We start from the raw sequence: 21,582 nt of genomic DNA, 5'->3' as shown, positions 1-21,582 counted from the left end.
GGTTCAGATCATTCAATCTGACCATGGCAATGCTTGAATTTCTTGCCCGAGCCACACCAGCAAGGCTCGTTGCGACCGAGCTTCATGTCGTTGCGCACAGGAGCCGATGCGACGGCGACTTCAGCGCCCTCCTCGGCCAGTTGCTCGCCTTCCAGGCCTGGTGCGGCGGCGTGCTGGAATTGCATGCGGCTGGCCAGTTCCTCGGCCTCGCGGCGCAGACGGGCTTCTTCCTCGACCGGGTCTTCGCGACGGACCTGAACGTGCGACAGCACGCGGATGGTGTCGCGCTTGATCGACTCGAGCAGTTCCTGGAACAGGGTGAACGATTCGCGCTTGTACTCCTGCTTGGGGTTCTTCTGCGCATAGCCGCGCAGGTGGATACCGTGGCGCAGGTGGTCCATGGTCGACAGGTGGTCTTTCCACAGGTCGTCCAGCACGCGCAGCAGGATCTGCTTCTCGAAGGTACGCAGGGCGTCGATGCCGGCCTGGTCTTCCTTCTCGTTGTAGGCGTCGGTGATTTCCTTGAGCAGCTTCTCGCGCAGGGTCTCCTCGTAGAGGTGATCGTCTTCGTCGAGCCACTGCTGGATCGGCAGCTTCATGGCGAAGTCGCTGGACAGCGAGGCCTCCAGGCCGGCCACGTCCCACTGCTCGGGCAGCGACTGCGGCGGGATGTGCTGGCTGATGGTGGCATCGAGCACTTCCAGACGGAACTCGGCGATGGTGTCACCGATGTTCTCGGCCGCCAGCAGGCTGTTGCGCATGTGGTAGATCACCTTGCGCTGTTCGTTGGCCACGTCGTCGTATTCGAGCAGCTGCTTGCGGATATCGAAGTTGCGACCCTCGACCTTGCGCTGCGCTTTCTCGATGGCGTTGGTCACCATGCGGTGCTCGATGGCCTCACCGGACTGCATGCCCAGCGCCTTCATGAAGTTCTTCACCCGGTCGGAGGCGAAGATGCGCATCAGGCTGTCTTCCAGCGACAGGTAGAAGCGGCTCGAGCCGGCATCGCCCTGACGGCCGGCACGGCCACGCAGCTGGTTGTCGATACGGCGCGATTCGTGGCGCTCGGAGGCAATCACGTGCAGGCCGCCGGCCTCCAGCACCTGCTGGTGGCGCTTCTGCCAGTCGGCCTTGATCTGGGCGATCTGCTCGGCGGTCGGGTTGTCCAGGGCGGCGACTTCGGCCTCCCAGTTACCGCCCAGCAGGATGTCGGTACCACGACCGGCCATGTTGGTGGCGATGGTCAGGGCACCCGGCGCACCGGCTTGCGCGATGATCTCGGCTTCTTTCTCGTGGTACTTGGCGTTCAGGACCTTGTGGTCGATACCTTCCTTCTTGAGCAGGTTGGACATGTGCTCGGAGGTTTCGATGGTCGCGGTGCCGACCAGGACAGGACGGCCCTGGGCCATGCTTTCCTTGATGTCGGCAATGATTGCCGCGTACTTCTCGTCGGCGGTCAGGTACACCAGGTCGTTGAAGTCCTTGCGCGCCAACGGCTTGTTCGGCGGGATGACCATCACGTTGAGCGCATAGATCTGCGCGAACTCGAACGCCTCGGTGTCGGCGGTACCGGTCATGCCGGACAGCTTGGTGTACAGGCGGAAGTAGTTCTGGAAGGTGGTCGAGGCCAGGGTCTGGCTTTCGGCCTGGATGTTCAGGTTTTCCTTGGCCTCGATGGCCTGGTGCAGGCCCTCGGACAGGCGGCGGCCCGGCATGGTGCGGCCGGTGTGCTCGTCGATCAGGAGGATCTGGCCGTCCTGGACGATGTACTCGACGTTGCGATGGAACAGCTTGTGCGCCCGCAGGCCGGCGTAGACGTGGGTCAGCAGGCCCAGGTTGTGCGCGGAGTACAGGCTCTCGCCCTCGGCCAGCAGGCCGGATTGGGTGAGCATGTCCTCGATGAACTGGTGGCCGGCCTCGTTCAGTTCGACCTGGCGGCTCTTCTCGTCGATGCTGTAGTGACCCTCTTGGGTCACCTGGCCTTCGACTTCCTCGATGTGCTGGGTCAGGCGCGGGATCAGGCGGTTGATCTCGATGTACAGTTTGGAGCTGTCCTCGGCCTGGCCGGAGATGATCAGCGGGGTACGCGCTTCGTCGATGAGGATCGAGTCGACTTCGTCGATCACCGCGAAGTTCAGTTCACGCTGGAACTTCTCGTCCTGGCTGAACGCCATGTTGTCGCGCAGGTAGTCGAAACCGAATTCGTTGTTGGTGCCGTAGGTGATGTCCGCGGCGTAGGCGGCGCGTTTCTCTTCCGGCGGCTGGAAGGCCGAGACGATGCCCACGGTCAGGCCGAGGAACTCGTACAGCGGGCGCATCCAGTTGGCGTCGCGGCGGGCCAGGTAATCGTTCACCGTGACCACGTGCACGCCCTTGCCGGACAGCGCGTTGAGGTAGACGGCCAGGGTACCGACCAAGGTCTTGCCTTCACCGGTACGCATTTCTGCGATCATGCCTTCGTGCAAGGTCATGCCGCCGATCAGCTGGACATCAAAGTGACGCATGCCCATCACGCGCTTGCCGGCCTCGCGGGCCACGGCGAAGGCTTCGGGCAGCAGTTGATCAAGCGTTTCGCCTTTGGCCAGGCGCTCCTTGAACTCTGCGGTCTTGCTCCGCAGTTGCTCGTCGGAGAGGGCCACCATCTTCTCTTCGAAGGCATTGACGGTGCTCACCGTCTTGAGCATGCGTTTGATTTCACGCTCGTTCTTGCTTCCAAAAAGTTTTTTTAACAAAGGCGCAAACATATCGGCAGGATCTTCCACACGTAGGGATGGAGGGCGGCCCCATGAGTCGCCCGTGCAGCCCAGAGGCCGCATGCGAACGAGCATTCTACCCGGAAACGATGGTGAGGAAAGTGGTGGATTTCCACGATGCTGGCACAGCGCTTTAAGGGGGCTTGACTAACATAGGGGCTTTTTGCGCAAGTTCAAGGTGCGCGCAGATGAAACGTATCGCGAATGACTTGCATCAAGATCCCAGCCAGCATGGCCGTTTCGCACGTCGCGTGGGAGCGGGCTTGCCCCGCGATCAGGCGGCGCCTGTTAAACTGCCGCTCTAGCAACCCGCCGCGAACTTCCATGGCCTACAAACCCTCTTCCGCCCACCCGCCCTCGGCCCTGCTGCGCAAGGCACGCCCGCTGCGCCTGCTGCTGAACCAGGCCGAGCGCCTGGAGCACCTGCAGCGCCTGCTGGAAAGCCAGCTGCAGCCAGCCGCCCGCGAGCATTGCCACGTGGCTTCCTGGAAGGAAGGGACGTTGTTGCTGGTGGTTACCGACGGCCATTGGGCGACCCGCCTGCGCTACCAGCAGAAACGCCTGCAACGTCAGCTCATGGCCATGGAAGCCTTCGCCAACCTGACGCGCATATTGTTCAAGGTGCAACCGCCGCTGGTGGCAGCCAAACGCGAGGGGCAAGGGCCGGAGCTTTCGGAAACTGCCGCTCAGAGTATCCGAGGGTCGGCGGAAGGAATCAGTGACCCGAAGCTCAAGGCGGCGCTGGAGCGATTGGCGGCACATGCTCAAGGGAAGGATAACGGCTGAGAGCGCTCGACTTGAACCTTGCTTAGGTACTCGATATCCGCCACAACGCAGCTCTCGAACTGTTTGCCATCAGCCCAAATCCAATTCCCAGCCATAAAAAAGGCCACCCGAAGGTGGCCTTAATCACTAGAGAGAGTGTTCGAACTTACACAGCCGCCACAGGGCGCATGTACGAGATCGGTGCCGTGCTGGCATCTTCGAAGGTGACCACTTCCCAGGCGTCGGTTTCCGCAATCAGCTTGCGCAACAGCTGGTTGTTCAGCGCGTGTCCGGACTTGTAGCCCTTGAACTCGCCGATCAGGCTGTTGCCCAGCAGGTACAGATCGCCGATGGCGTCGAGGATCTTGTGCTTGACGAATTCGTCATCGGAACGAAGGCCGTCTTCGTTGAGAACACCGGTTTCGTCGACGACGATGGCGTTCTCGACACTGCCACCCAGCGCAAGGTTGTGCTTGCGCAGGTACTCGATGTCACGCATGAAACCGAAGGTACGGGCACGGCTGACTTCCTTCACGAACGAGGTGCTCGAGAAGTCGACGACCGCGCTCTGGGTCTGGCCCTTGAGGACCGGGTGATCGAAGTCGATCTCGAAGCTCACCTTGAACCCGTCGAAGGGCAGGAAAGTGGCGCGCTTGTCGCCCTCTTCCACTGTCACTTCACGCAGGATGCGGATGAACTTCTTCGGTGCGTCCTGTTCTTCCAGGCCGGCCGATTGGATCAGGAATACGAAGGGTCCGGCGCTGCCATCCATGATCGGCACTTCCGAGGCGGAGAGCTCGACGTAGGCGTTATCGATGCCCAGGCCCGCCATGGCGGAGAGCAGGTGCTCGACCGTATCGACTTTGACGTCACCGTTGACCAGCGTGGTGGACATGGTGGTCTCGCCGACGTTGGCCGCGCGCGCCGGGATTTCGACCACAGGGTCGAGGTCGGCGCGACGGAAGACGATGCCGCTGTCGACAGGCGCAGGCTTGAGGGTCAGGTAGACCTTCTCCCCGGAGTGCAGGCCGACGCCTGTGGCACGGATGGTATTCTTCAGGGTGCGTTGTCTAATCATGGCATTGGCCGCTTCAGCGCAAATTGCGAACAGGTATCAACAAAGGCTGGGGATGATAACAGACCCGGCCTTTGCTGAACACCAATCACCCTTATACCCCTGATAAATTCCATTAATCGGCCTGACGACGCAGGAACGCCGGGATATCCAGGTAGTCCAGATCATCCTGAGGGTTGAGTTTAGCGGCTGCCGCAGCACCTGCATGGGCCTGGTTGCGCATCACGGTCGGACGCTCCAGGTCACGGTAGTTGACGGCCGACTGCTCCTGGCGAACCGGGGCCGGGTTGGAGGCCTCGTACGCCTGCTGGGCGGTCTGCAGGGTGTTGTCGACCACCTTGACCGGTTTCTCGATGCGCGCGCCCAGGCCGGTGGCCACGACGGTCACGTGCAGCTCGTCGCGCATGTCCGGGTCGATCACGGTGCCGACCTTGACCATCGCGTGGTCGGAGGCGAAGGCCTCGATGATGCTACCCACGTCGGAGTACTCGCCCAGCGACAGGTCAGGCCCTGCGGTGATGTTCACCAGGATGCCGCGGGCGCCCTGCAGGTTGACGTCTTCGAGCAACGGGTTGCGGATCGCCGCCTCGGTGGCTTCGCGAGCACGGTTCGGGCCGCTGGCGCAGCCGGTACCCATCATCGCCATGCCCATCTCACCCATCACGGTGCGTACGTCGGCGAAGTCGACGTTGATCATGCCCGGACGCTTGATGATGTCCGAGATGCCGCGCACGGCGCCGGCCAGCACGTCGTCGGCCTTGGCGAAGGCGGACAGGAGGCTTGCATCCTTGCCCAGGATGGTCAGCAGCTTCTCGTTGGGGATGGTGATCAACGAGTCGACGCTTTCAGCCAGCATGCGGATGCCTTCATCGGCGATCTGCATGCGCTTGCGGCCTTCGAACGGGAACGGACGAGTCACCACCGCGACGGTGAGGATGCCCATTTCCTTGGCCACTTCGGCGATGATCGGCGCCGCGCCGGTACCGGTACCGCCACCCATGCCGGTGGTGATGAACACCATGTTGGTGCCCTGCAGCACTTCGGCGATGCGCTCACGGTCTTCCAGCGCGGCCTGACGGCCGACTTCCGGATTGGCGCCAGCACCCAGGCCCTTGGTTACACCAGTGCCCAGTTGCAGGATGGTGCGCGCGCCGATGTTTTTCAGCGCCTGAGCATCGGTGTTGGCACAGATGAATTCCACGCCTTCGATGCTGCTCTTGACCATGTGGTTGACGGCGTTGCCGCCGCCACCGCCGACGCCGATCACCTTGATGACCGGACTTTGCGGGACGTTGTCTACGAGCTCGAACATTTTCCCTCTCCTTACAGTTCTCTAGTTGTCGCGCCTACCACTACTGCTTTGAAACTCAGAAGTTGCTCTGGACCCAACGCTTGAGTCGCTCAAGCACTGGCCCCTTGGGTTCATCGCCATAGCTGTTGTTGCTGCTGTTGCTGTTGCTGATACCGGTCAGGGACAGGTCCTCGGACTGCTTCTGCAGCCCGTAGGTGAGCAGGCCCACGCCGGTGGAATAGATCGGGTTGCGGACCACGTCGCTCAGCCCGCGGACGCTGTGCGGCACGCCCAGGCGTACCGGCATGTGGAAGATTTCCTCGGCCAGTTCCACGGCGCCTTCCATCTTCGCGGTGCCGCCGGTGAGGACGATGCCGGCCGGCACCAGGTCCTCGTAGCCGCTGCGGCGCAGCTCGGCCTGGATCAGGGTGAACAGCTCGTCGTAACGCGGCTCCACCACTTCGGCCAGGGCCTGGCGCGACAGCTCGCGCGGCGGGCGATCACCCACGCTCGGCACCTTGATGGTCTCGCCGGCGCCGGCCAGCTTGGCCAGGGCGCAGGCGTAGCGGATCTTGATTTCCTCGGCGTACTGCGTAGGCGTACGCAGGGCCATGGCGATGTCGTTGGTGACCTGGTCGCCAGCGATCGGGATTACCGCGGTGTGGCGGATCGCACCTTCGGTGAAGATGGCGATGTCGGTGGTGCCGCCACCGATGTCCACCAGGCACACGCCCAGTTCCTTCTCGTCGTCGGTCAGCACCGAGTAGGCCGAGGCCAGCTGTTCAAGGATGATGTCGTCGATTTCCAGACCACAGCGACGCACGCATTTTTCGATGTTCTGCGCCGCGTTCACCGCGCAGGTAACCACGTGGACCTTGGCTTCCAGGCGCACGCCCGACATGCCCAGGGGCTCGCGCACGCCTTCCTGGTTGTCGATCACGTAGTCCTGCGGCAGGGTGTGCAGCACCCGCTGGTCGGCCGGAATGGCCACGGCCTGGGCGGCATCGAGCACGCGCTCAAGGTCGGCGGTGCTGACTTCGCGATCGCGGATGGCGACGATGCCGTGGGAGTTCAGGCTGCGGATGTGGTTGCCGGCCACGCCGACGAACGCCGAGTGGATGCGGCAGCCGGCCATCAGCTGGGCCTCTTCCACGGCGCGCTGGATCGACTGCACCGTCGACTCGATGTTCACCACCACGCCCTTCTTCAGGCCGCGAGACGGATGGGTGCCGATCCCGACGATCTCCAGGGTACCGTCCTCGCCGACTTCACCCACCAGCGCCACCACCTTGGAGGTGCCGATGTCCAGCCCGACGATCATTTTGCCGCTATGCGCGTTTGCCATGGTCCTGCCTCTCTCTAATTCTTCGCAACGGCGGGTTGGGCCGTCGTCGGTGCATTCGGTTCCCGCCAACCAACGGCAAGTCCGTTGGAATAACGCAGATCGATGCGGGCGATATTGGTGATCTGGTCTTTAAGCGATTTGTCGTAAATGGCAATGAAACGGCGCATCTTCTCCACCAGGTGGTCGCGCCCCAGCAGCAGCTCGATACCTGGGCCGGCGCTACCCGCGCCAGTGGTCAGGAACCAGCTGCCTCGCTCGCGCAGCTCCAGGCGAGCGATGGAAAAGCCCATGGGGCGCAGCATCTGGCTCAATACCTGATACTGCTGCATGACTTGTTGCTGAGCGCGCTGCGGCCCGAACAGCTGCGGCAGGTGCTCGTAGTTGGCCAGTTCGCGCGGGGTGAAGGCCTGGCCCTGGTTGTTGAGCAAGGCCTCGTCGCCCCAACGCGCCACCGGCAACTGTTCTTCCAGGCGGATCACCACCTCGTCCGGCCACACCCGGCGCACCTCGGCGTGGGCGATCCAGGGCATCTGCTCGAGCTCGACGCGCATCGCCGCGAGGTCGACGGTGAAGAAGCTCGCCGCCACGTAGGGCGCGATACGCTGCTGCACCGCCTGCTGGCTGATGTAGCTGAGATCACCCTGCACGGCGATCTTGGTGATCGGCCGGTCGGCGTAGGGCATCAGGCGAATGGCCCCCTCATAGGCGCCAAAGCCGGCGGCCACCAGCAATACCGGCCACAGCAGGCGCTTGAGGCCGCCGAAGCTTGGCCGCGGCAGGCGCGCCGATACGGGCTCGTCGGCCACCAGTCGGCTGGCACCACGCGGCACCGGCTTGCTACGGCCGGTAACGGGTGGCTGCTGACGTATCATCGCGCCTTGCATGGCTATTAACCTCTCGTCGCTACGCTGTCGGCCAGGATCGCCAGCACCAGCTGCTGGAAGTCCAGGCCGGCGGCACGGGCCGCCATGGGCACCAGGCTATGGTCGGTCATGCCCGGTGCGGTGTTGACCTCGAGCAGCCAGAAACGGCCCTGCTCGTCCTGCATCACGTCCAGACGGCCCCAGCCCTCGATACCAACGGCATCGCAGGCGCGCGCGGTAAGGTCGATCAGTTCCTGCTCCTTGACGCTGTCCAGGCCGCACGGGATGCGGTACTGGGTGTCATTGGCGATGTACTTGGCGTCGTAGTCGTAGAACACGTGCGGCGTGCCCAGCGCGATCGGCGGCAGCACCTGGCCACGCAGCACGGCGATGGTGAATTCCGGGCCGTGGATCCATTGCTCGACCAGGACTTGCGAATCGTAGTTGGCGGCGTCTTTCCAGGCGGCGACCAGCTCTTGCTCGCTGTTCACCTTGGCCATGCCGATGCTCGAACCTTCATGGGCGGGTTTGACGATCAACGGGAAGCCCAGTTCCGCACTGGCGGCCACGCAATCCTGCTCGCTGGCCAGCACGGCGTGACGCGGCGTGGGGATACCCAGGCTCTGCCACACCTGCTTGGTGCGCAGCTTGTCCATGGCCAGCGCCGAGGCAAGAATGCCGCTGCCGGTGTAGGGAATCCCCAGGCACTCGAGCAGGCCCTGCATGCTGCCGTCCTCACCACCACGGCCGTGGAGGATGATGAAGGCGCGGTCGATCTTCTCGCTCTGCAGGCGGTTCAGAAGGTCGTCGCCGACGTCGATGGCGACTACGTCGACACCAGCGCTGGTCAGCGCCTCGATCACTGCCTTGCCCGACTTCAGGGAAACCTCACGCTCGGCACTCTTGCCACCGTACAGCACGGCGACGCGGCCAAAGGCCTTGACGTCCAGGGTCGAGTGCAACTTGTCGTAGGCGCTGGTCATTTCGACTTCTCCTGCTTGGCGCCTGCGAACAGCGGGCTATTCATCAATTGCGGGGCCAGGCCGCCGACATCGCCGGCACCCTGGCAGATGAGGATGTCACCGGCGCGCAGCAGCGGCTGGACCAACGGCGCGAGCTCGGCGCCGCGTTCGATGTAGATCGGATCGAGCTTGCCGCGCTGGCGGATGCTGTGGCACAGCTGGCGGCTGTCGGCGCCGGGGATCGGCTCTTCGCCGGCCGGGTAGACCTCCATCAGCAGCAGCACGTTGGCATCGCCCAGCACCTGCACGAAATCGTCGTACAGGTCGCGGGTGCGGCTATAGCGGTGCGGCTGGTAGACGATCACCAGGCGGCGGCTCGGCCAGCCGCCACGCACGGCCTTGATCACCGCGGCGACCTCGGTCGGATGGTGGCCATAGTCGTCGACCAGCATCACGCTGCCACCGTCGACCGGCAGCTCGCCGTAGACCTGGAAACGCCGGCCAACGCCCTGGAAGCCCGACAGCCCCTGGACGATGGCCTCGTCGCTGATGCCTTCGTCGGTGGCGATGGCGATGGTCGCCAAAGCGTTCAGCACGTTGTGGTTGCCTGGCATGTTCACCGACACTTCCAGCGGCTCGCAGTCACGGCGCAGCACGGTGAAGTGGGTCTGCATGCCCTGCTGACGCACGTTGATGGCGCGGATGTCGGCCTCTTCGCTGAAGCCGTAGGTGACCGTCGGACGCTTGACCTGCGGCAGGATCTCGCGCACCACCGGGTCGTCCAGGCACATCACCGCCAGCCCATAGAACGGCAGGTTGTGCAGGAACTCGACGAAGGTCTTCTTCAGCTTGTTGAAGTCGCCTTCGTAGGTGGCCATGTGGTCGGCGTCGATGTTGGTGACCACGGCGACCATGGGCTGCAGGTGCAGGAAGCTGGCATCGCTCTCGTCGGCTTCGGCGATCAGGTAGCGGCTGGTGCCCAACTGCGCGTTGGTCCCGGCCGCGGTCAGGCGACCACCGATGACGAAGGTCGGGTCCAGGCCACCGGCGGCGAACACCGAGGCCAGCAGGCTGGTGGTGGTGGTCTTGCCGTGGGTGCCGGCTACCGCCACGCCATGGCGATAGCGCATCAGCTCGGCGAGCATCTCGGCACGCGGCACCACAGGGATGCGGCGCTCCAGTGCGGTGGCGACTTCCGGGTTGGCCGGATTGATCGCGCTGGACACCACCAGCACATCGGCGTTGGCGGCGTTCTCGGCGCGGTGGCCGACGAAGATCTCGGCGCCGAACGACTCAAGGCGCTCAGTGACCGGCGACACCTTGAGGTCGGAGCCGGACACTTCATAGCCGAGGTTCAGCAGCACTTCAGCGATGCCGCACATACCCACGCCGCCGATACCGACGAAGTGGATACGACGGATGCGGCCCATCTTCGGATGCGGCATGGCTTTCTGGCTCTCAACCATGGGCCACCTCCAGGCAGATATCCACCACGGTGCTGGTTGCGGCAGGTTTGGCCAGGCGGCGGGCGGTGCCGGCCATGGCGTTGAGTTTCTCGGGTTGCATCAGCACCTCGTTCAGGCGTTCAGCGAGCTGCGCTGCGCCAGTAGTCGCTTGTGGCATCAGGAAGGCGGCGCCTTCACGTGCCAGGTATTGGGCGTTGTGGGTCTGGTGGTCGTCGATGGCATGGGGCAAGGGCACCAGCATCGAGGGCAGGCCCGCCGCCGCGAGTTCGCTGACGGTCAGGGCGCCGGCCCGGCACACCACCATATCGGCCCAGCCATAGGCATGGGCCATGTCCTTGATGAACGGTTCGACCTGGGCCTCGACCCCCGCCTCGTGATAACGCTCGGCGGTGACGGGCGCGTGGTTCCTGCCCGCCTGGTGGAACACTTCGGGGCGCAGGTTCGCCGGCACCTCGGACAGGGCCTTAGGCAACAATTTGTTCAATGGTTCCGCACCCAGGCTGCCGCCCATGACCAACAGGCGCGCACGGCGCTCGGCCAGGGGCGCGCGCAGGGCGTCCATGAACAGCTCCGGACGCACCGGATTGCCGGTGGTGCGCAGCTTGTCGCTGGCGGCAAAGGTGTCCGGGAATGCTTCGCAGACACGCGCGGCCAGCGGCAGCAGCAAACGATTGGTGGTACCGGCGCGGGCATTCTGCTCGTGGATCACCAGTGGCACACCACACAACCGCGCGGCTACGCCACCGGGGCCGGTCACATAACCACCGAAACCGACCACGCAGACCGGTTTGAGCTCACGGACGATGCGCCGCGCCTGCAGCACGGCCTTGACCAGGGTGAACGGCGCCTTGAGCAGCGACAGCTTGCCCTTGCCGCGCAGGCCGGTGACCTGGATCAGGTGCAGCGGCAGGCCGGCCTGGGGCACCAGTTCGTTTTCGATGCCACGCGGGGTACCCAGCCAGTGCACGTTGTAGCCGCGGGCCTGGAACTCGCGGGCACAGGCCAGGGCCGGGAACACGTGCCCCCCGGTGCCACCGGCCATGATCAGGATGTTTTTGCCGTCAGCGGCCATGGCTGGGCTCCTCGGCAAAATCGCTCTCCTTGAACTCGTGTTCTTCGCTGCCCAGATGGGTGCGGCTCTCCCACTCGATGCGTAAAAGCAGGCCGACACAGGCGCAACAGATCACCAGGGAACTGCCCCCGTAGCTGAGGAACGGCAGGGTCAGGCCCTTGGTCGGCAGCAAGCCGACGTTCACGCCGATGTTGATCAGGAACTGGCCGATCCACAGGAACGACAGGCCGAAGGCCATGTAGGCGGCGAAGAACTGCTTGGCCTTCTCGGCCCACAGGCCGATGTACAGGGCACGCACGGTGATGAACACGAACAGCGCGATGGTCAGCAGAGAGCCGACCACCCCCAGCTCTTCGGCCAGCACCGAGAACACGAAGTCGGTGTGCGCCTCGGGCAGGTAGAACTGCTTCTGCACACTGTTGCCCAGGCCCACGCCCAACCATTCGCCGCGCCCGAAGGCGATCAACGCCTGGGTCAGCTGGTAGCCGGAGCCGAACTGATCGCTCCAGGGATCGGTGAAGGTGATCAGGCGCGCCATCCGGTAAGGCTGGGCCTGGACCAGCACCACCACCGATATGACCGCCAGCACCACCATCAGCGAGAAGCGGAACAGCCCCACTCCCCCGAGGAACAGCATGGCCGCCGCAGCGCCCATCATCACCACCGTGGCGCCGAAGTCCGGCTCCATCAGCAGCAGGCCGGCCATTGGCAGCAGCACGATGAACGGTTTGAAGAAGCCCATCCAGCTCTCGCGCACCTCGGTCTGGCGACGCACCAGGTAGCCGGCGAGATAAATGACCACGAAGACCTTGGCGATCTCCGATGGCTGGACGTTGAAGAAGCTGAAGCCGATCCAGCGCATCGAACCGTTCACCTCACGGCCGATACCGGGCACCAGCACCAGCACCAGCAGACCGAAGGCACCGATCAGCATCATGAAGCCCATGCGCTGCCAGGTGGCGATCGGCACCAGCATGGTCATCAACCCGGCGCCCAGCCCAAGGGTGACGTACACCAGGTGGCGGAACATGTGGTACAGCGGGTTGCCGGACTGCACCGCGGCCACTTCGGAGGAGGCCGAGGTGATCATCACCAGGCCCAGGCCGAGCAGCGCCAGGCAACCGGCCAGCAGCGGGAAGTCGAGGTCGATGCCACGGCCGCTGATCAGCGGCGACGGGTACGGCTTGAGGATGCCGAAGATCATGCCAGCCCCTCCGCTGCCTGGGCGAACAGGCGCCCGCGTTCTTCAAAGTTCTTGAACATGTCGAGGCTGGCGCAGGCCGGCGACAGCAGCACCGCGTCACCGGCGCGGGCCAGCTCGGCGCAACGCTGCACGGCCTCATCGAGGGTCTGCACGGGCACCAGTTGCACGGCATCCTTCAGGGTTTCGGCCAGGCGTGCGGCATCGCGGCCGATCAGCACCACGGCGCGGCAATGCTGCGCCACCGGGGTACGCAAGGCCGCAAAATCGGCACCCTTGCCATCGCCGCCGGCGATCAGCACCAGTTTGCCCTCGATATCGGCACCCAGGCCTTCGATGGCCGCCAGCGCGGCACCGACGTTGGTGGCCTTGGAATCGTCGTACCAGTTCACGCCGTTGCGCTCGCGCACCCACTGGCAACGATGGGCCAGGCCCTTGAATTCGCGCAGCGCTTCGAGCATCGGTTCGAACGGCAGGCCGACGGCGTGGCCGAGGGCCAGGGCAGCCAGGGCGTTGCTGTGATTGTGGGCGCCGCGGATCTTCAGCTCACGCACTGGCATGAGGGTCTGGAACTCGAACGCCAGGTATTTCTCGCCATCCACTTCACGCAGGCCGAAGGCCTTGAAGTCCGGTGCGTTGAGGCCAAAGGTCCAGCACGGCCGGCCTTCGACCGGCAACGGACGGCTCAGGGCATCCTGGCGGTTGACCACCACCTGGCGGGCGCCGCGGAAGATCCGGTGCTTGGCCAGGTGATAGGCCGGCAGGCCGCTGTAGCGGTCCATGTGGTCTTCGCTGATGTTCAGCACGGTGGCCACTTCGGCGTTGAGCTGGTCGGTGGTCTCCAGCTGGAAGCTCGACAGCTCCAGCACGTACAGCTCGACGTCATCAGCCAGCAAGTCCAGGGCCGGGGTGCCGAGGTTGCCGCCTACTGCCACACGTTTGCCTGCCTTGACGGCCATCTCGCCGACCAGGGTGGTCACGGTGCTCTTGGCGTTGGAGCCGCTGATGGCCACGATCGGCGCCTTGGCGTGATGGGCGAACAGCTCGATGTCCCCGGACAGCTTGACGCCACGCGCGGCGGCCTGTTGCAGCGCAGGCGTGGCCAGGGCCAGGCCTGGGCTGACATACAGCTCGCTGGCCCGGCACAGGAAGTCCACGTCCAGCTCGCCACAGCGCACTTCCACCTGCGGGTATTCACGGCGCAGGGTGTCCAGTTCCGGCGGTTGCTCGCGGGTGTCGGCGACCGCAAAGGCAATGCCCCGGTTCGCCAGGAAGCGAACCAGGGACATGCCGCTCTTGCCGAGGCCGACAACGATGCGGAATTGGTCGGAAGCGATCAGTGACACGCTCGTTTACCTCAGTTTCAGGGTGGCAAGGCCAATCAGCACGAGAATCACGGTGATGATCCAGAAGCGGACGATCACCCGTGGCTCGGGCCAACCCTTGAGTTCAAAGTGGTGGTGGATCGGCGCCATGCGGAACACGCGCTTGCCGGTGAGCTTGAACGAGGCCACCTGGATGACCACCGACAGGGTTTCCATCACGAACACGCCGCCCATGATGAACAGGACGACTTCCTGGCGCACGATCACCGCGATGGTGCCCAGCGCAGCGCCCAGGGCCAGCGCGCCGACGTCGCCCATGAATACCTGCGCCGGGTAGGTGTTGAACCACAGGAAGCCCAGGCCCGCGCCGATCAGCGCGCCGCAGAACACGATCAGCTCGCCCGCGCCCGGCACGTACGGGATCAGCAGGTATTCGGCGAACTTCACGTTGCCCGACAGGTAGCAGAAGATGCCCAGCGCGCCGCCGACCATCACCGTCGGCATGATCGCCAGGCCATCGAGGCCGTCGGTCAGGTTGACCGCGTTGCTCGAGCCGACAATGACGAAATAGGTCAGCACGATGAAGCCGGCGCCCAGCGGGATGGCCAGGTCCTTGAGCATCGGGATGATCAGCGTGGTTTCAACGCTGGTCGGCGCGGTCTTGTACAGGAAGATCGCCGCAGCCAGGCCGAACACCGACTGCCAGAAATACTTCCAGCGGCTCGGCAGGCCGCGGGAGTTCTTCTCGATGACCTTGCGGTAGTCGTCGACCCAGCCGATGGCGCCGAACGCCAGGGTGACGATCAGCACCACCCACACATAGCGGTTGGTCAGGTCGGCCCACAGCAGGGTGCTGATGGCGATGGCGGAGAGGATCAGCGCACCGCCCATGGTTGGGGTGCCGGACTTGGACAGGTGCGATTGCGGGCCGTCGTTACGCACGGCCTGACCGATCTGGCGGATCTGCAGGGTACGGATCATCCACGGGCCCAGCCACAGGGCCAGGGACAGCGCGGTCAGTACACCCAGGATCCCGCGCAGGGTCAGGTACTGGAAGACCGCGAAGCCCTTGTGGAACTGTTGCAGATACTCAGCCAACAGCAGCAGCATTAATGTTTCTCCCCGCTGGCGCCGCACAGTGCGGCCACGACGTTTTCCATCGCAGCGCTGCGCGAGCCCTTGATCAAGATAGTGGTGTCGCTGACGGCCTCGGCCTTGACGGCTTCGATCAGCTCAGCTTGAGTGGCGAAATGGCGGCCATTGGTACCGAATGCCTTAACGGCGTAGGCCATGTTGGTGCCCACCGCGTATAGCGCATCGACCTTGCTACGTGCGTAGTCACCCACCTGGCGGTGACCTTCCTCGGCCCATTGCCCCAGTTCGCCGATATCCCCGAGCACCAGGACGGTGCGGCCGGAAAAGCCGGCGAGTATATCAATGGCGGCACACATCGAGGTGGGATTTGCGTTGTAGCTGTCGTCGATCACCCGCGCGCCACTGGGCGCAATCTGCGCAACGGTACGGCCCTTGACCGGTTGCACGGCGCCAAGGCCGGCGGCGATGCCGCTCAGGCTCAGACCAACGGCATGGGCGGCGGCGGCGGCGGCCAAGGCATTGCTGACGTTGTGGGTGCCAAGCAGGTTCAGTTGCACCGGGACGCTGCCGTCCGGGCCATGCAGGGTGAACGAGGGGCAGCCACGGGCGTCGCGGCCAATATCGCTGGCGTGGAAGTCGGCCTGCGGATTGTCCAGCGCAAAGCTGATAACGCGATGATTGCCCGCGCGCTGGCGCCAGATGTCGAACGCCTTGTCGGCCAGGTTGAGGATGGCCGTGCCACCCTCGCCCAGGCCTTCGAGGATCTCGCCCTTGGCCTCGACGATCTTCTCCGGGCCGCCGAACTCGCCGACGTGGGCGGTACCGGCGTTGTTGATGATGACCACCTGCGGTCGGGTCAGGCCGACGGTGTAGCGGATCTCGCCGATGCGCGAGGCACCCAGTTCGATCACTGCGGCGCTGTGCTCCGGGGCGATCTCCAGCAGGGTCAGCGGTGCGCCGAGGTCGTTGTTGAGGTTGCCACGGGTGGCATGCACCGGTCCGCGGGTGCGCAGGATCGCGGCGAGCATTTCCTTGACCGTGGTCTTGCCGCTGGAGCCGGTGATGGCCACCACCGGCTTGTAGAAGGCAGCACGATTCAGCGCGCCGAGCTGGCCAAGCGCTACGCGGCAGTCGGCGACCACCAGTTGCGGCAGATCGACACCGGCGATTTCGCGCTCGACCAGCGCGGCGACGGCCCCCTTGGCCTTTACATCGGCCAGGTAGTCATGGCCATCGAAGCGTGGCCCGCTGAGGGCGACGAACAGTTGACCGGCAGCGACGCTGCGGCTGTCGATGCTGACGCCGGTGAAGCTGGCGTCGGCGCCTGCCAGGCGTGCACTCAAGGCAGCAGTCAGCTGGCTGAGCATCATGGGCTTAAGCATGTGGAGCCTCCCAGGCGGCTAGGGCCTTCTTGGCTTCGACCAGATCGGAGAAGTCATGGCGCTCGCCATTGATCTCCTGGTAATCCTCGTGGCCCTTGCCGGCCAGGACGATCACATCCTCGGCAGCAGCAGTGGCGACCAGATGGGCAATGGCCAGGCCACGGCCAGCGACGAACTCCACGCTGTCGGGCTGGTCAAAGCCGGGGCGAATGTCATCGAAGATGCGCTGCGGATCCTCGGTACGCGGGTTGTCATCAGTCACCAGCACACGATCGGCCAGGCGCTCGGCGACTGCCGCCATCAACGGGCGCTTGCCGGCGTCACGATCACCACCACAGCCGAACAGGCACAGCAACTTGCCGTGGGCGTGCGGGCGCAATGCCTCGAGCACCTTTTCCAGGGCATCCGGGGTGTGGGCGTAGTCGACCACCACCAACGGCTTCTCACCGCCACCCAAGCGCTGCATGCGACCGACCGGGCCCTGCAACTGCGGGGTGACTTTCAGGATTTCGTCCAGCGAGTAATCCAGCGCCAGCAGGGTAGCCACCGCCGCCAGCATGTTGCTCAGGTTGAAGCGCCCCAGCAGCTGGCTGCGCAGGCTGCGTTCGCCCTGTGCGGTGACGAGGGTGGCTCGTACGCCATCATCGTCGAACGTGGCCTCGCGGCAAAACAGCGAAGCGTCCGGGTTTTCCAGGCTGTAGCTGAGCAACCGGGTCTCGATATGATCGGCACTCGGGCGGCGGGCGAAGTCGGCAGCCAGGCGGCGTCCGAACTCATCATCCAGGTTGACCACCTGGCAACGCAGGCTCGGCCAGGCGAACAGCTTGGCCTTGGCGGCCTCATAGGCCTCCATGCTGCCGTGATAGTCCAGGTGATCGCGCGACAGGTTGGTCATCACCGCGATATCGAACTCCAGCGCAGCGACCCGCCCTTGCTCGAGAGCGTGAGAGGACACTTCCATGGCCACGGCCCTGGCACCCGCTTTTTTCAGGTCGTTGAGGGTCGACTGCACGGCAATGGGGTCCGGCGTGGTCAGGCGGCCGCTCTGCAATTCACCGTAGAAGCCGGTGCCCAGGGTGCCGATCAGCCCGCAACGCTGGCCAAGGGCGTCGAGCGCCTGGGCCACCAGCTGGGTGACGCTGGTCTTGCCGTTGGTACCGGTGACCCCCACCAGGTTCAATTGGCGGCTGGGTTCGCCATAGAAGCGCCCGGCGATCTGCGACAGCTGGCCGATCAGCCCCTTGACCGGAATCAGCGGCGCGTCGGTAATCGGCAACACGCAGGTACCCTGCTCTTCATAGGCGACGGCAGCGGCGCCACGGGCCAGTGCGTCGGCAATATGCTCACGGCCGTCGACCTTGGCACCCGGCACGGCGAGGAACAGATCACCCTGGCGCACCTGGCGGCTGTCCAAGGTCAGCTCGCGGATCAGCGGATCGCGGCTGGCATGGGCGAACAGTTTGCTCAATGGCATCGTCATCAACCTCGCCCTCCCTTGGCGGGTACTGCGCTGGCTTGCTGCGTCGAAGGCGGCGGCAGGTTGTCCGGCGGTACATTCATCAGGCGCAGGGTGCCTGACATCACTTTGCTGAATACGGGCGCCGAGACCAGGCCGCCGAAGTAGCCACCCTTGCTCGGCTCATCGATGACCACGACGATGGCGTAGCGCGGGTCGCTCATTGGACCGAAGCCGGCGAACAGCGAACGGTAGGCGTTCTCGGTGTAGCCCTTGGAGCCGACGGTGGCTTTACGCGCGGTACCCGACTTGCCGCCCACGTGGTAGAACGGCACCTGGGCACGGAACACGCCACGCGGTGCTTCGATCACCTGCTGGAGCATGGCCTGCACGGTTTCGGCGGTTTCCTTCGGGATCGCCTGCACAGCCTCCGGGGCCTTGTCGACCTTGAGAATGGACAGCGGCACCATCTTGCCGTCGTTGGCCAATGCCGCATAGGCATGCACCAGCTGCAGCGCGGTCACCGATACGCCATAGCCATAGGAAAGCGTCGCGGTCTCGGCCTTGCGCCAGTCGCGGTGATTCGGCAGGTTGCCCACGCGCTCACCCGGGAAACCGAGCCCGGTGTATTGGCCCAGGCCCACCTGGGACATGACCCGGTAGATGGCCTCGCCACCAATATCGAAAGCGATCTTGCTCATGCCGACGTTGGAGGAGTTGATCAGGATGCCGGTCAGGTCGAGGATCGGCCCACCACCACGCGATACGTCCTTGATGGTGTAGCGGCCGATCTGCAGGGTGAAGGGATACACCTCGACCTTGTCGGTCGGCTTCCAGCGCCCGCTTTCAAGCGCGGCGCTCATCGAAATCGGCTTGACCGTGGAGCCTGGTTCGAACACATCGATGATCGCCCGGTTGCGCATCGCCGCCGGGAACATGCTGCGGCGGTTGTTCGGGTTGTAGGTCGGCTGGTTGACCATCGCCAGGACCTCGCCGGTCTTGACGTCCATGATCACTAGGCTGCCAGCCTTGGCTTCCTGTTCGGCGATGGCGTTGCGCAGCTCGCGGGTGGCCAGGTACTGCAGGCGCAGGTCTATCGACAACGCCAAGGTCTTGCCGGCCTTGGCGTTCTTGGTTACCTGGATGTCCTTGATCAGCCGGCCACGCCGGTCCTTGATCACCTGCCGCTTGCCGGGCACCCCGGCGAGCCATTCGTCGTAGGCGAGCTCGACGCCTTCACGGCCATGGTCATCCAGGTCGGTGAAGCCGACCATGTGCGCGGTGACGTCGCCAGCCGGATAGAAGCGGCGGAACTCTTCGAGGCCGTAGACGCCCGGAACCTTCAAGTCGAGCACGTGCTGGCCCTGCTCCGGGGTCAGGCCGCGGACCAGGTAGATGAATTCCTTGTTGGCCTGCTGGGTAAGACGCTCGCTCAACTGCTGTGGGTTCTGCCCAAGTGCGGCGGCCAGCTGCGGCCAGCGATCCTTGGCCGCCTGCATTTCCTTGGGGTTAGCCCACAAGGTGGTGACGGGCGTACTGACAGCCAGCGGCTCACCGTTGCGATCGGTGATCAGGCCACGGTGCGCGGGGATGGGAATATGGCGCAGGCTGCGGGCATCGCCCTGCCCCTTGAGGAAGTCGCGGTCGACGACCTGCAGGTCGATGATGCGCCAGCAGATAGCACCGACCATCAGCGCCAGCAAACCGATCACCACCCGGAAGCGCCAGGGGTAGAGTGCGCCTTCGAGCTTCATCATGGCGCCACCATCCGCACTTCGTCAGCAGCGGGCACGCGCATCCTGAGCTGCTCCGAGGCCAGGCTCTCGATGCGACTGGAGGCAGTCCAAGTGCTTTGCTCGAGGATCAACCGGCCCCACTCGGCCTGGGCCTTGTCGCGCTCGTTCAGTTCACCGTACAGGGTATTGAGCAACTGACGGTTCCAGTGAGCGCTGTAGGAAACGGCGATCGCCGAAATCAGGACGGCGACGAACAGCAGAAGCATCAAAAAGCTTCCGCCTGGCAGCGGCTTGGCAAACAGCCTGCTCACCGCAACTTCTCCGCTACCCGCATCACGGCGCTGCGCGACCGCGGGTTGGCCTTGAGTTCGGCTTCGGAGGCGAACTGCGCCTTGCCGATCAATTTGATCTTCGGCTCGAAGGCCTTGTGCTGAACCGGCAGGTTGCGCGGCAGGTTGTCTGCCTCGCCCTTGACCAGCTTGCGCATGAACAGTTTGACGATACGGTCTTCCAACGAGTGGAAGCTGATCACTGCCAGGCGGCCACCCACTTCAAGGGCGTCGAGCGCGGCTTCAAGGCCGGTCTCGAGGTCGCCAAGCTCGTTGTTGACATGGATACGCAGGCCCTGGAAGGCCCGGGTCGCAGGGTTCTTGCCCTTTTCCCAGGCCGGGTTGGCAACCTTGAGCACTTCCGCCAGGTCGGCGGTGCGGGTGAACGGCTGCTTCTCGCGGCGCTCGACCACAGCGCGCGCCATGCGACCGGCGAAGCGCTCCTCGCCGTACTCCTTGAACACGCGGGCAATTTCTTCGACGGGGGCGGTGGCGACAAACTCGGCTGCACTGATGCCCTGGCCCGGGTTCATGCGCATGTCCAACGGACCGTCGTTAAGGAAGCTGAAGCCGCGCTCGGGGTCGTCCAGTTGCGGCGAGGATACGCCCAGGTCGAGCAGGATGCCGCTGACCTTGCCATCCAGGCCGCGGGCGCGCACTTCGTCGCCGAGCTCGGCAAAGCTGCGCTGCACAATGACAAAGCGGCCGTCTTCGGCCGCCAGCGCTTGCCCGGTGGCAATCGCCTGTGGATCCTTGTCGAACCCCAGCAACCGCCCTTGCGGCCCAAGCTTGCTGAGGATCAGGCGGCTGTGGCCGCCACGCCCGAAGGTGCCGTCCAGATAGCAACCGTCGGCGCGCAGGGCCAATGCCTCGACGGCTTCGTCGAGGAGGACGGTGATGTGGTTGAAGCCGCTATCTATGGTCACAGGATCAGGTCACGCAAATCATCGGGCATGGCGCCCGGTTGTTGAATAGCTGCAAGGTCGGCTGCCGAAACCGCGTTCCAGGCATCCTCATCCCACAGCTGGAATTTGTTCAGCTGCCCCACCAGCATCGCCTTCTTGTCCAGCTTGGCGTACTCACGCAGGCGGGGCGGCACCAGGAAACGCCCACTGCCATCGAGCTCCAGGTCCACCGCATTGCCGATCAGCAAACGCTGCAGGCGACGGTTTTCCTCACGCAACGACGGCAAGGCGCGCAACTTGGCTTCTATCTGTTCCCACTCATCGAGGGGATAAACACACAAGCAGGGGTCAACGGCGTCGATGGTCACGATCAATTGACCATTGCAACGCGAATCGAGCTCGTCACGGTACCGGCTCGGCATGGCGAGACGGCCCTTTGCATCGAGGCTGACGGCGTTGGCTCCGCGGAACACGGCTGCGATTCCCCACAATGTTAGCTTTTTTGTGCCAGAAAACCCACTTCATCCCACTTTCTGCCACTTGCGCACACTATAGGAATCC

The 21,582-nt window shown here is 64.3% G+C and carries 18 protein-coding genes; 1 reads left to right on the top strand and 17 read right to left on the bottom strand.

The annotated features are described in order from the left end of the window. Positions 1-8 precede the first annotated feature (8 nt). Positions 9-2,744, bottom strand: coding sequence for a preprotein translocase subunit SecA (gene secA / locus DFS21_RS01275; RefSeq protein WP_111531711.1), 2,736 nt, complete (start codon positions 2,742-2,744; stop codon positions 9-11). Between the two features lie 333 nt (positions 2,745-3,077). Between secA and DFS21_RS01270 the strand changes: the two genes are divergently transcribed. Continuing rightward, complete coding sequence (locus DFS21_RS01270) at positions 3,078-3,539, top strand: DUF721 domain-containing protein (protein ID WP_110700451.1); 462 nt, start codon at positions 3,078-3,080, stop codon at positions 3,537-3,539. A gap of 145 nt (positions 3,540-3,684) precedes the next feature. On the opposite strand, the gene lpxC is transcribed toward DFS21_RS01270, so the two are convergent. The 16 genes from lpxC to mraZ all read right to left on the bottom strand — a co-directional run bounded on the left by lpxC (position 3,685) and on the right by mraZ (position 21,494). After that, a complete protein-coding gene (gene lpxC, locus DFS21_RS01265; RefSeq protein ID WP_046857004.1) occupies positions 3,685-4,596 on the bottom strand; it encodes a UDP-3-O-acyl-N-acetylglucosamine deacetylase in 912 nt (303 codons plus the stop codon). Positions 4,597-4,708: 112 nt separating this feature from the next. Then, complete coding sequence (gene ftsZ, locus DFS21_RS01260) at positions 4,709-5,905, bottom strand: cell division protein FtsZ (protein WP_016395521.1); 1,197 nt, start codon at positions 5,903-5,905, stop codon at positions 4,709-4,711. Between the two features lie 55 nt (positions 5,906-5,960). Beyond that, positions 5,961-7,229: a cell division protein FtsA gene (gene ftsA / locus DFS21_RS01255; RefSeq protein ID WP_094010215.1), complete on the bottom strand. Its 1,269-nt coding sequence runs from the start codon at positions 7,227-7,229 to the stop codon at positions 5,961-5,963. A gap of 14 nt (positions 7,230-7,243) precedes the next feature. Beyond that, entirely contained in the window at positions 7,244-8,113 is an 870-nt protein-coding gene (locus tag DFS21_RS01250; RefSeq protein WP_023629819.1) for a cell division protein FtsQ/DivIB, read from the bottom strand. A 5-nt stretch (positions 8,114-8,118) separates the two neighbouring features. Continuing rightward, entirely contained in the window at positions 8,119-9,075 is a 957-nt protein-coding gene (locus DFS21_RS01245; RefSeq protein WP_102682677.1) for a D-alanine--D-alanine ligase, read from the bottom strand. Further along, positions 9,072-10,520: a UDP-N-acetylmuramate--L-alanine ligase gene (murC, locus tag DFS21_RS01240; protein WP_102682676.1), complete on the bottom strand. Its 1,449-nt coding sequence runs from the start codon at positions 10,518-10,520 to the stop codon at positions 9,072-9,074. Before murC ends, DFS21_RS01245 begins: the two co-directional genes overlap by 4 nt. Further along, positions 10,513-11,592: an undecaprenyldiphospho-muramoylpentapeptide beta-N-acetylglucosaminyltransferase gene (murG, locus tag DFS21_RS01235; RefSeq protein ID WP_110700453.1), complete on the bottom strand. Its 1,080-nt coding sequence runs from the start codon at positions 11,590-11,592 to the stop codon at positions 10,513-10,515. The genes murC and murG overlap by 8 nt, the downstream gene beginning before the upstream one ends. Beyond that, positions 11,582-12,796 carry a putative lipid II flippase FtsW gene (gene ftsW / locus DFS21_RS01230; protein ID WP_102682675.1) on the bottom strand — a complete coding sequence of 405 codons (1,215 nt, stop codon included), beginning with the start codon at positions 12,794-12,796 and terminating at the stop codon, positions 11,582-11,584. Before ftsW ends, murG begins: the two co-directional genes overlap by 11 nt. Further along, positions 12,793-14,139: a UDP-N-acetylmuramoyl-L-alanine--D-glutamate ligase gene (gene murD, locus DFS21_RS01225; RefSeq protein WP_110700455.1), complete on the bottom strand. Its 1,347-nt coding sequence runs from the start codon at positions 14,137-14,139 to the stop codon at positions 12,793-12,795. The genes ftsW and murD overlap by 4 nt, the downstream gene beginning before the upstream one ends. A gap of 6 nt (positions 14,140-14,145) precedes the next feature. Further along, positions 14,146-15,228: a phospho-N-acetylmuramoyl-pentapeptide-transferase gene (mraY, locus tag DFS21_RS01220; RefSeq protein ID WP_011535540.1), complete on the bottom strand. Its 1,083-nt coding sequence runs from the start codon at positions 15,226-15,228 to the stop codon at positions 14,146-14,148. Then, positions 15,228-16,595 carry a UDP-N-acetylmuramoyl-tripeptide--D-alanyl-D-alanine ligase gene (murF, locus tag DFS21_RS01215; RefSeq protein WP_110700457.1) on the bottom strand — a complete coding sequence of 456 codons (1,368 nt, stop codon included), beginning with the start codon at positions 16,593-16,595 and terminating at the stop codon, positions 15,228-15,230. The genes mraY and murF overlap by 1 nt, the downstream gene beginning before the upstream one ends. Beyond that, positions 16,588-18,075 carry a UDP-N-acetylmuramoyl-L-alanyl-D-glutamate--2,6-diaminopimelate ligase gene (locus tag DFS21_RS01210; RefSeq protein ID WP_110700459.1) on the bottom strand — a complete coding sequence of 496 codons (1,488 nt, stop codon included), beginning with the start codon at positions 18,073-18,075 and terminating at the stop codon, positions 16,588-16,590. The genes murF and DFS21_RS01210 overlap by 8 nt, the downstream gene beginning before the upstream one ends. Continuing rightward, entirely contained in the window at positions 18,075-19,805 is a 1,731-nt protein-coding gene (locus DFS21_RS01205; protein WP_177485990.1) for a penicillin-binding protein 2, read from the bottom strand. The genes DFS21_RS01210 and DFS21_RS01205 overlap by 1 nt, the downstream gene beginning before the upstream one ends. After that, positions 19,805-20,098: a cell division protein FtsL gene (gene ftsL / locus DFS21_RS01200; protein WP_023630124.1), complete on the bottom strand. Its 294-nt coding sequence runs from the start codon at positions 20,096-20,098 to the stop codon at positions 19,805-19,807. The genes DFS21_RS01205 and ftsL overlap by 1 nt, the downstream gene beginning before the upstream one ends. After that, a complete protein-coding gene (gene rsmH / locus DFS21_RS01195) occupies positions 20,095-21,042 on the bottom strand; it encodes a 16S rRNA (cytosine(1402)-N(4))-methyltransferase RsmH (protein ID WP_046857014.1) in 948 nt (315 codons plus the stop codon). The genes ftsL and rsmH overlap by 4 nt, the downstream gene beginning before the upstream one ends. Then, positions 21,039-21,494 carry a division/cell wall cluster transcriptional repressor MraZ gene (gene mraZ / locus DFS21_RS01190; RefSeq protein ID WP_011535546.1) on the bottom strand — a complete coding sequence of 152 codons (456 nt, stop codon included), beginning with the start codon at positions 21,492-21,494 and terminating at the stop codon, positions 21,039-21,041. The genes rsmH and mraZ overlap by 4 nt, the downstream gene beginning before the upstream one ends. Between the last annotated feature and the right edge of the window lie 88 nt (positions 21,495-21,582).

Source organism: Pseudomonas sp. 2848 (assembly GCF_003253945.1).
GTDB lineage: Bacteria > Pseudomonadota > Gammaproteobacteria > Pseudomonadales > Pseudomonadaceae > Aquipseudomonas.
Note: the sequence above shows the minus strand (reverse complement) of the source record. Positions and strands in the feature narration are given on the sequence as shown.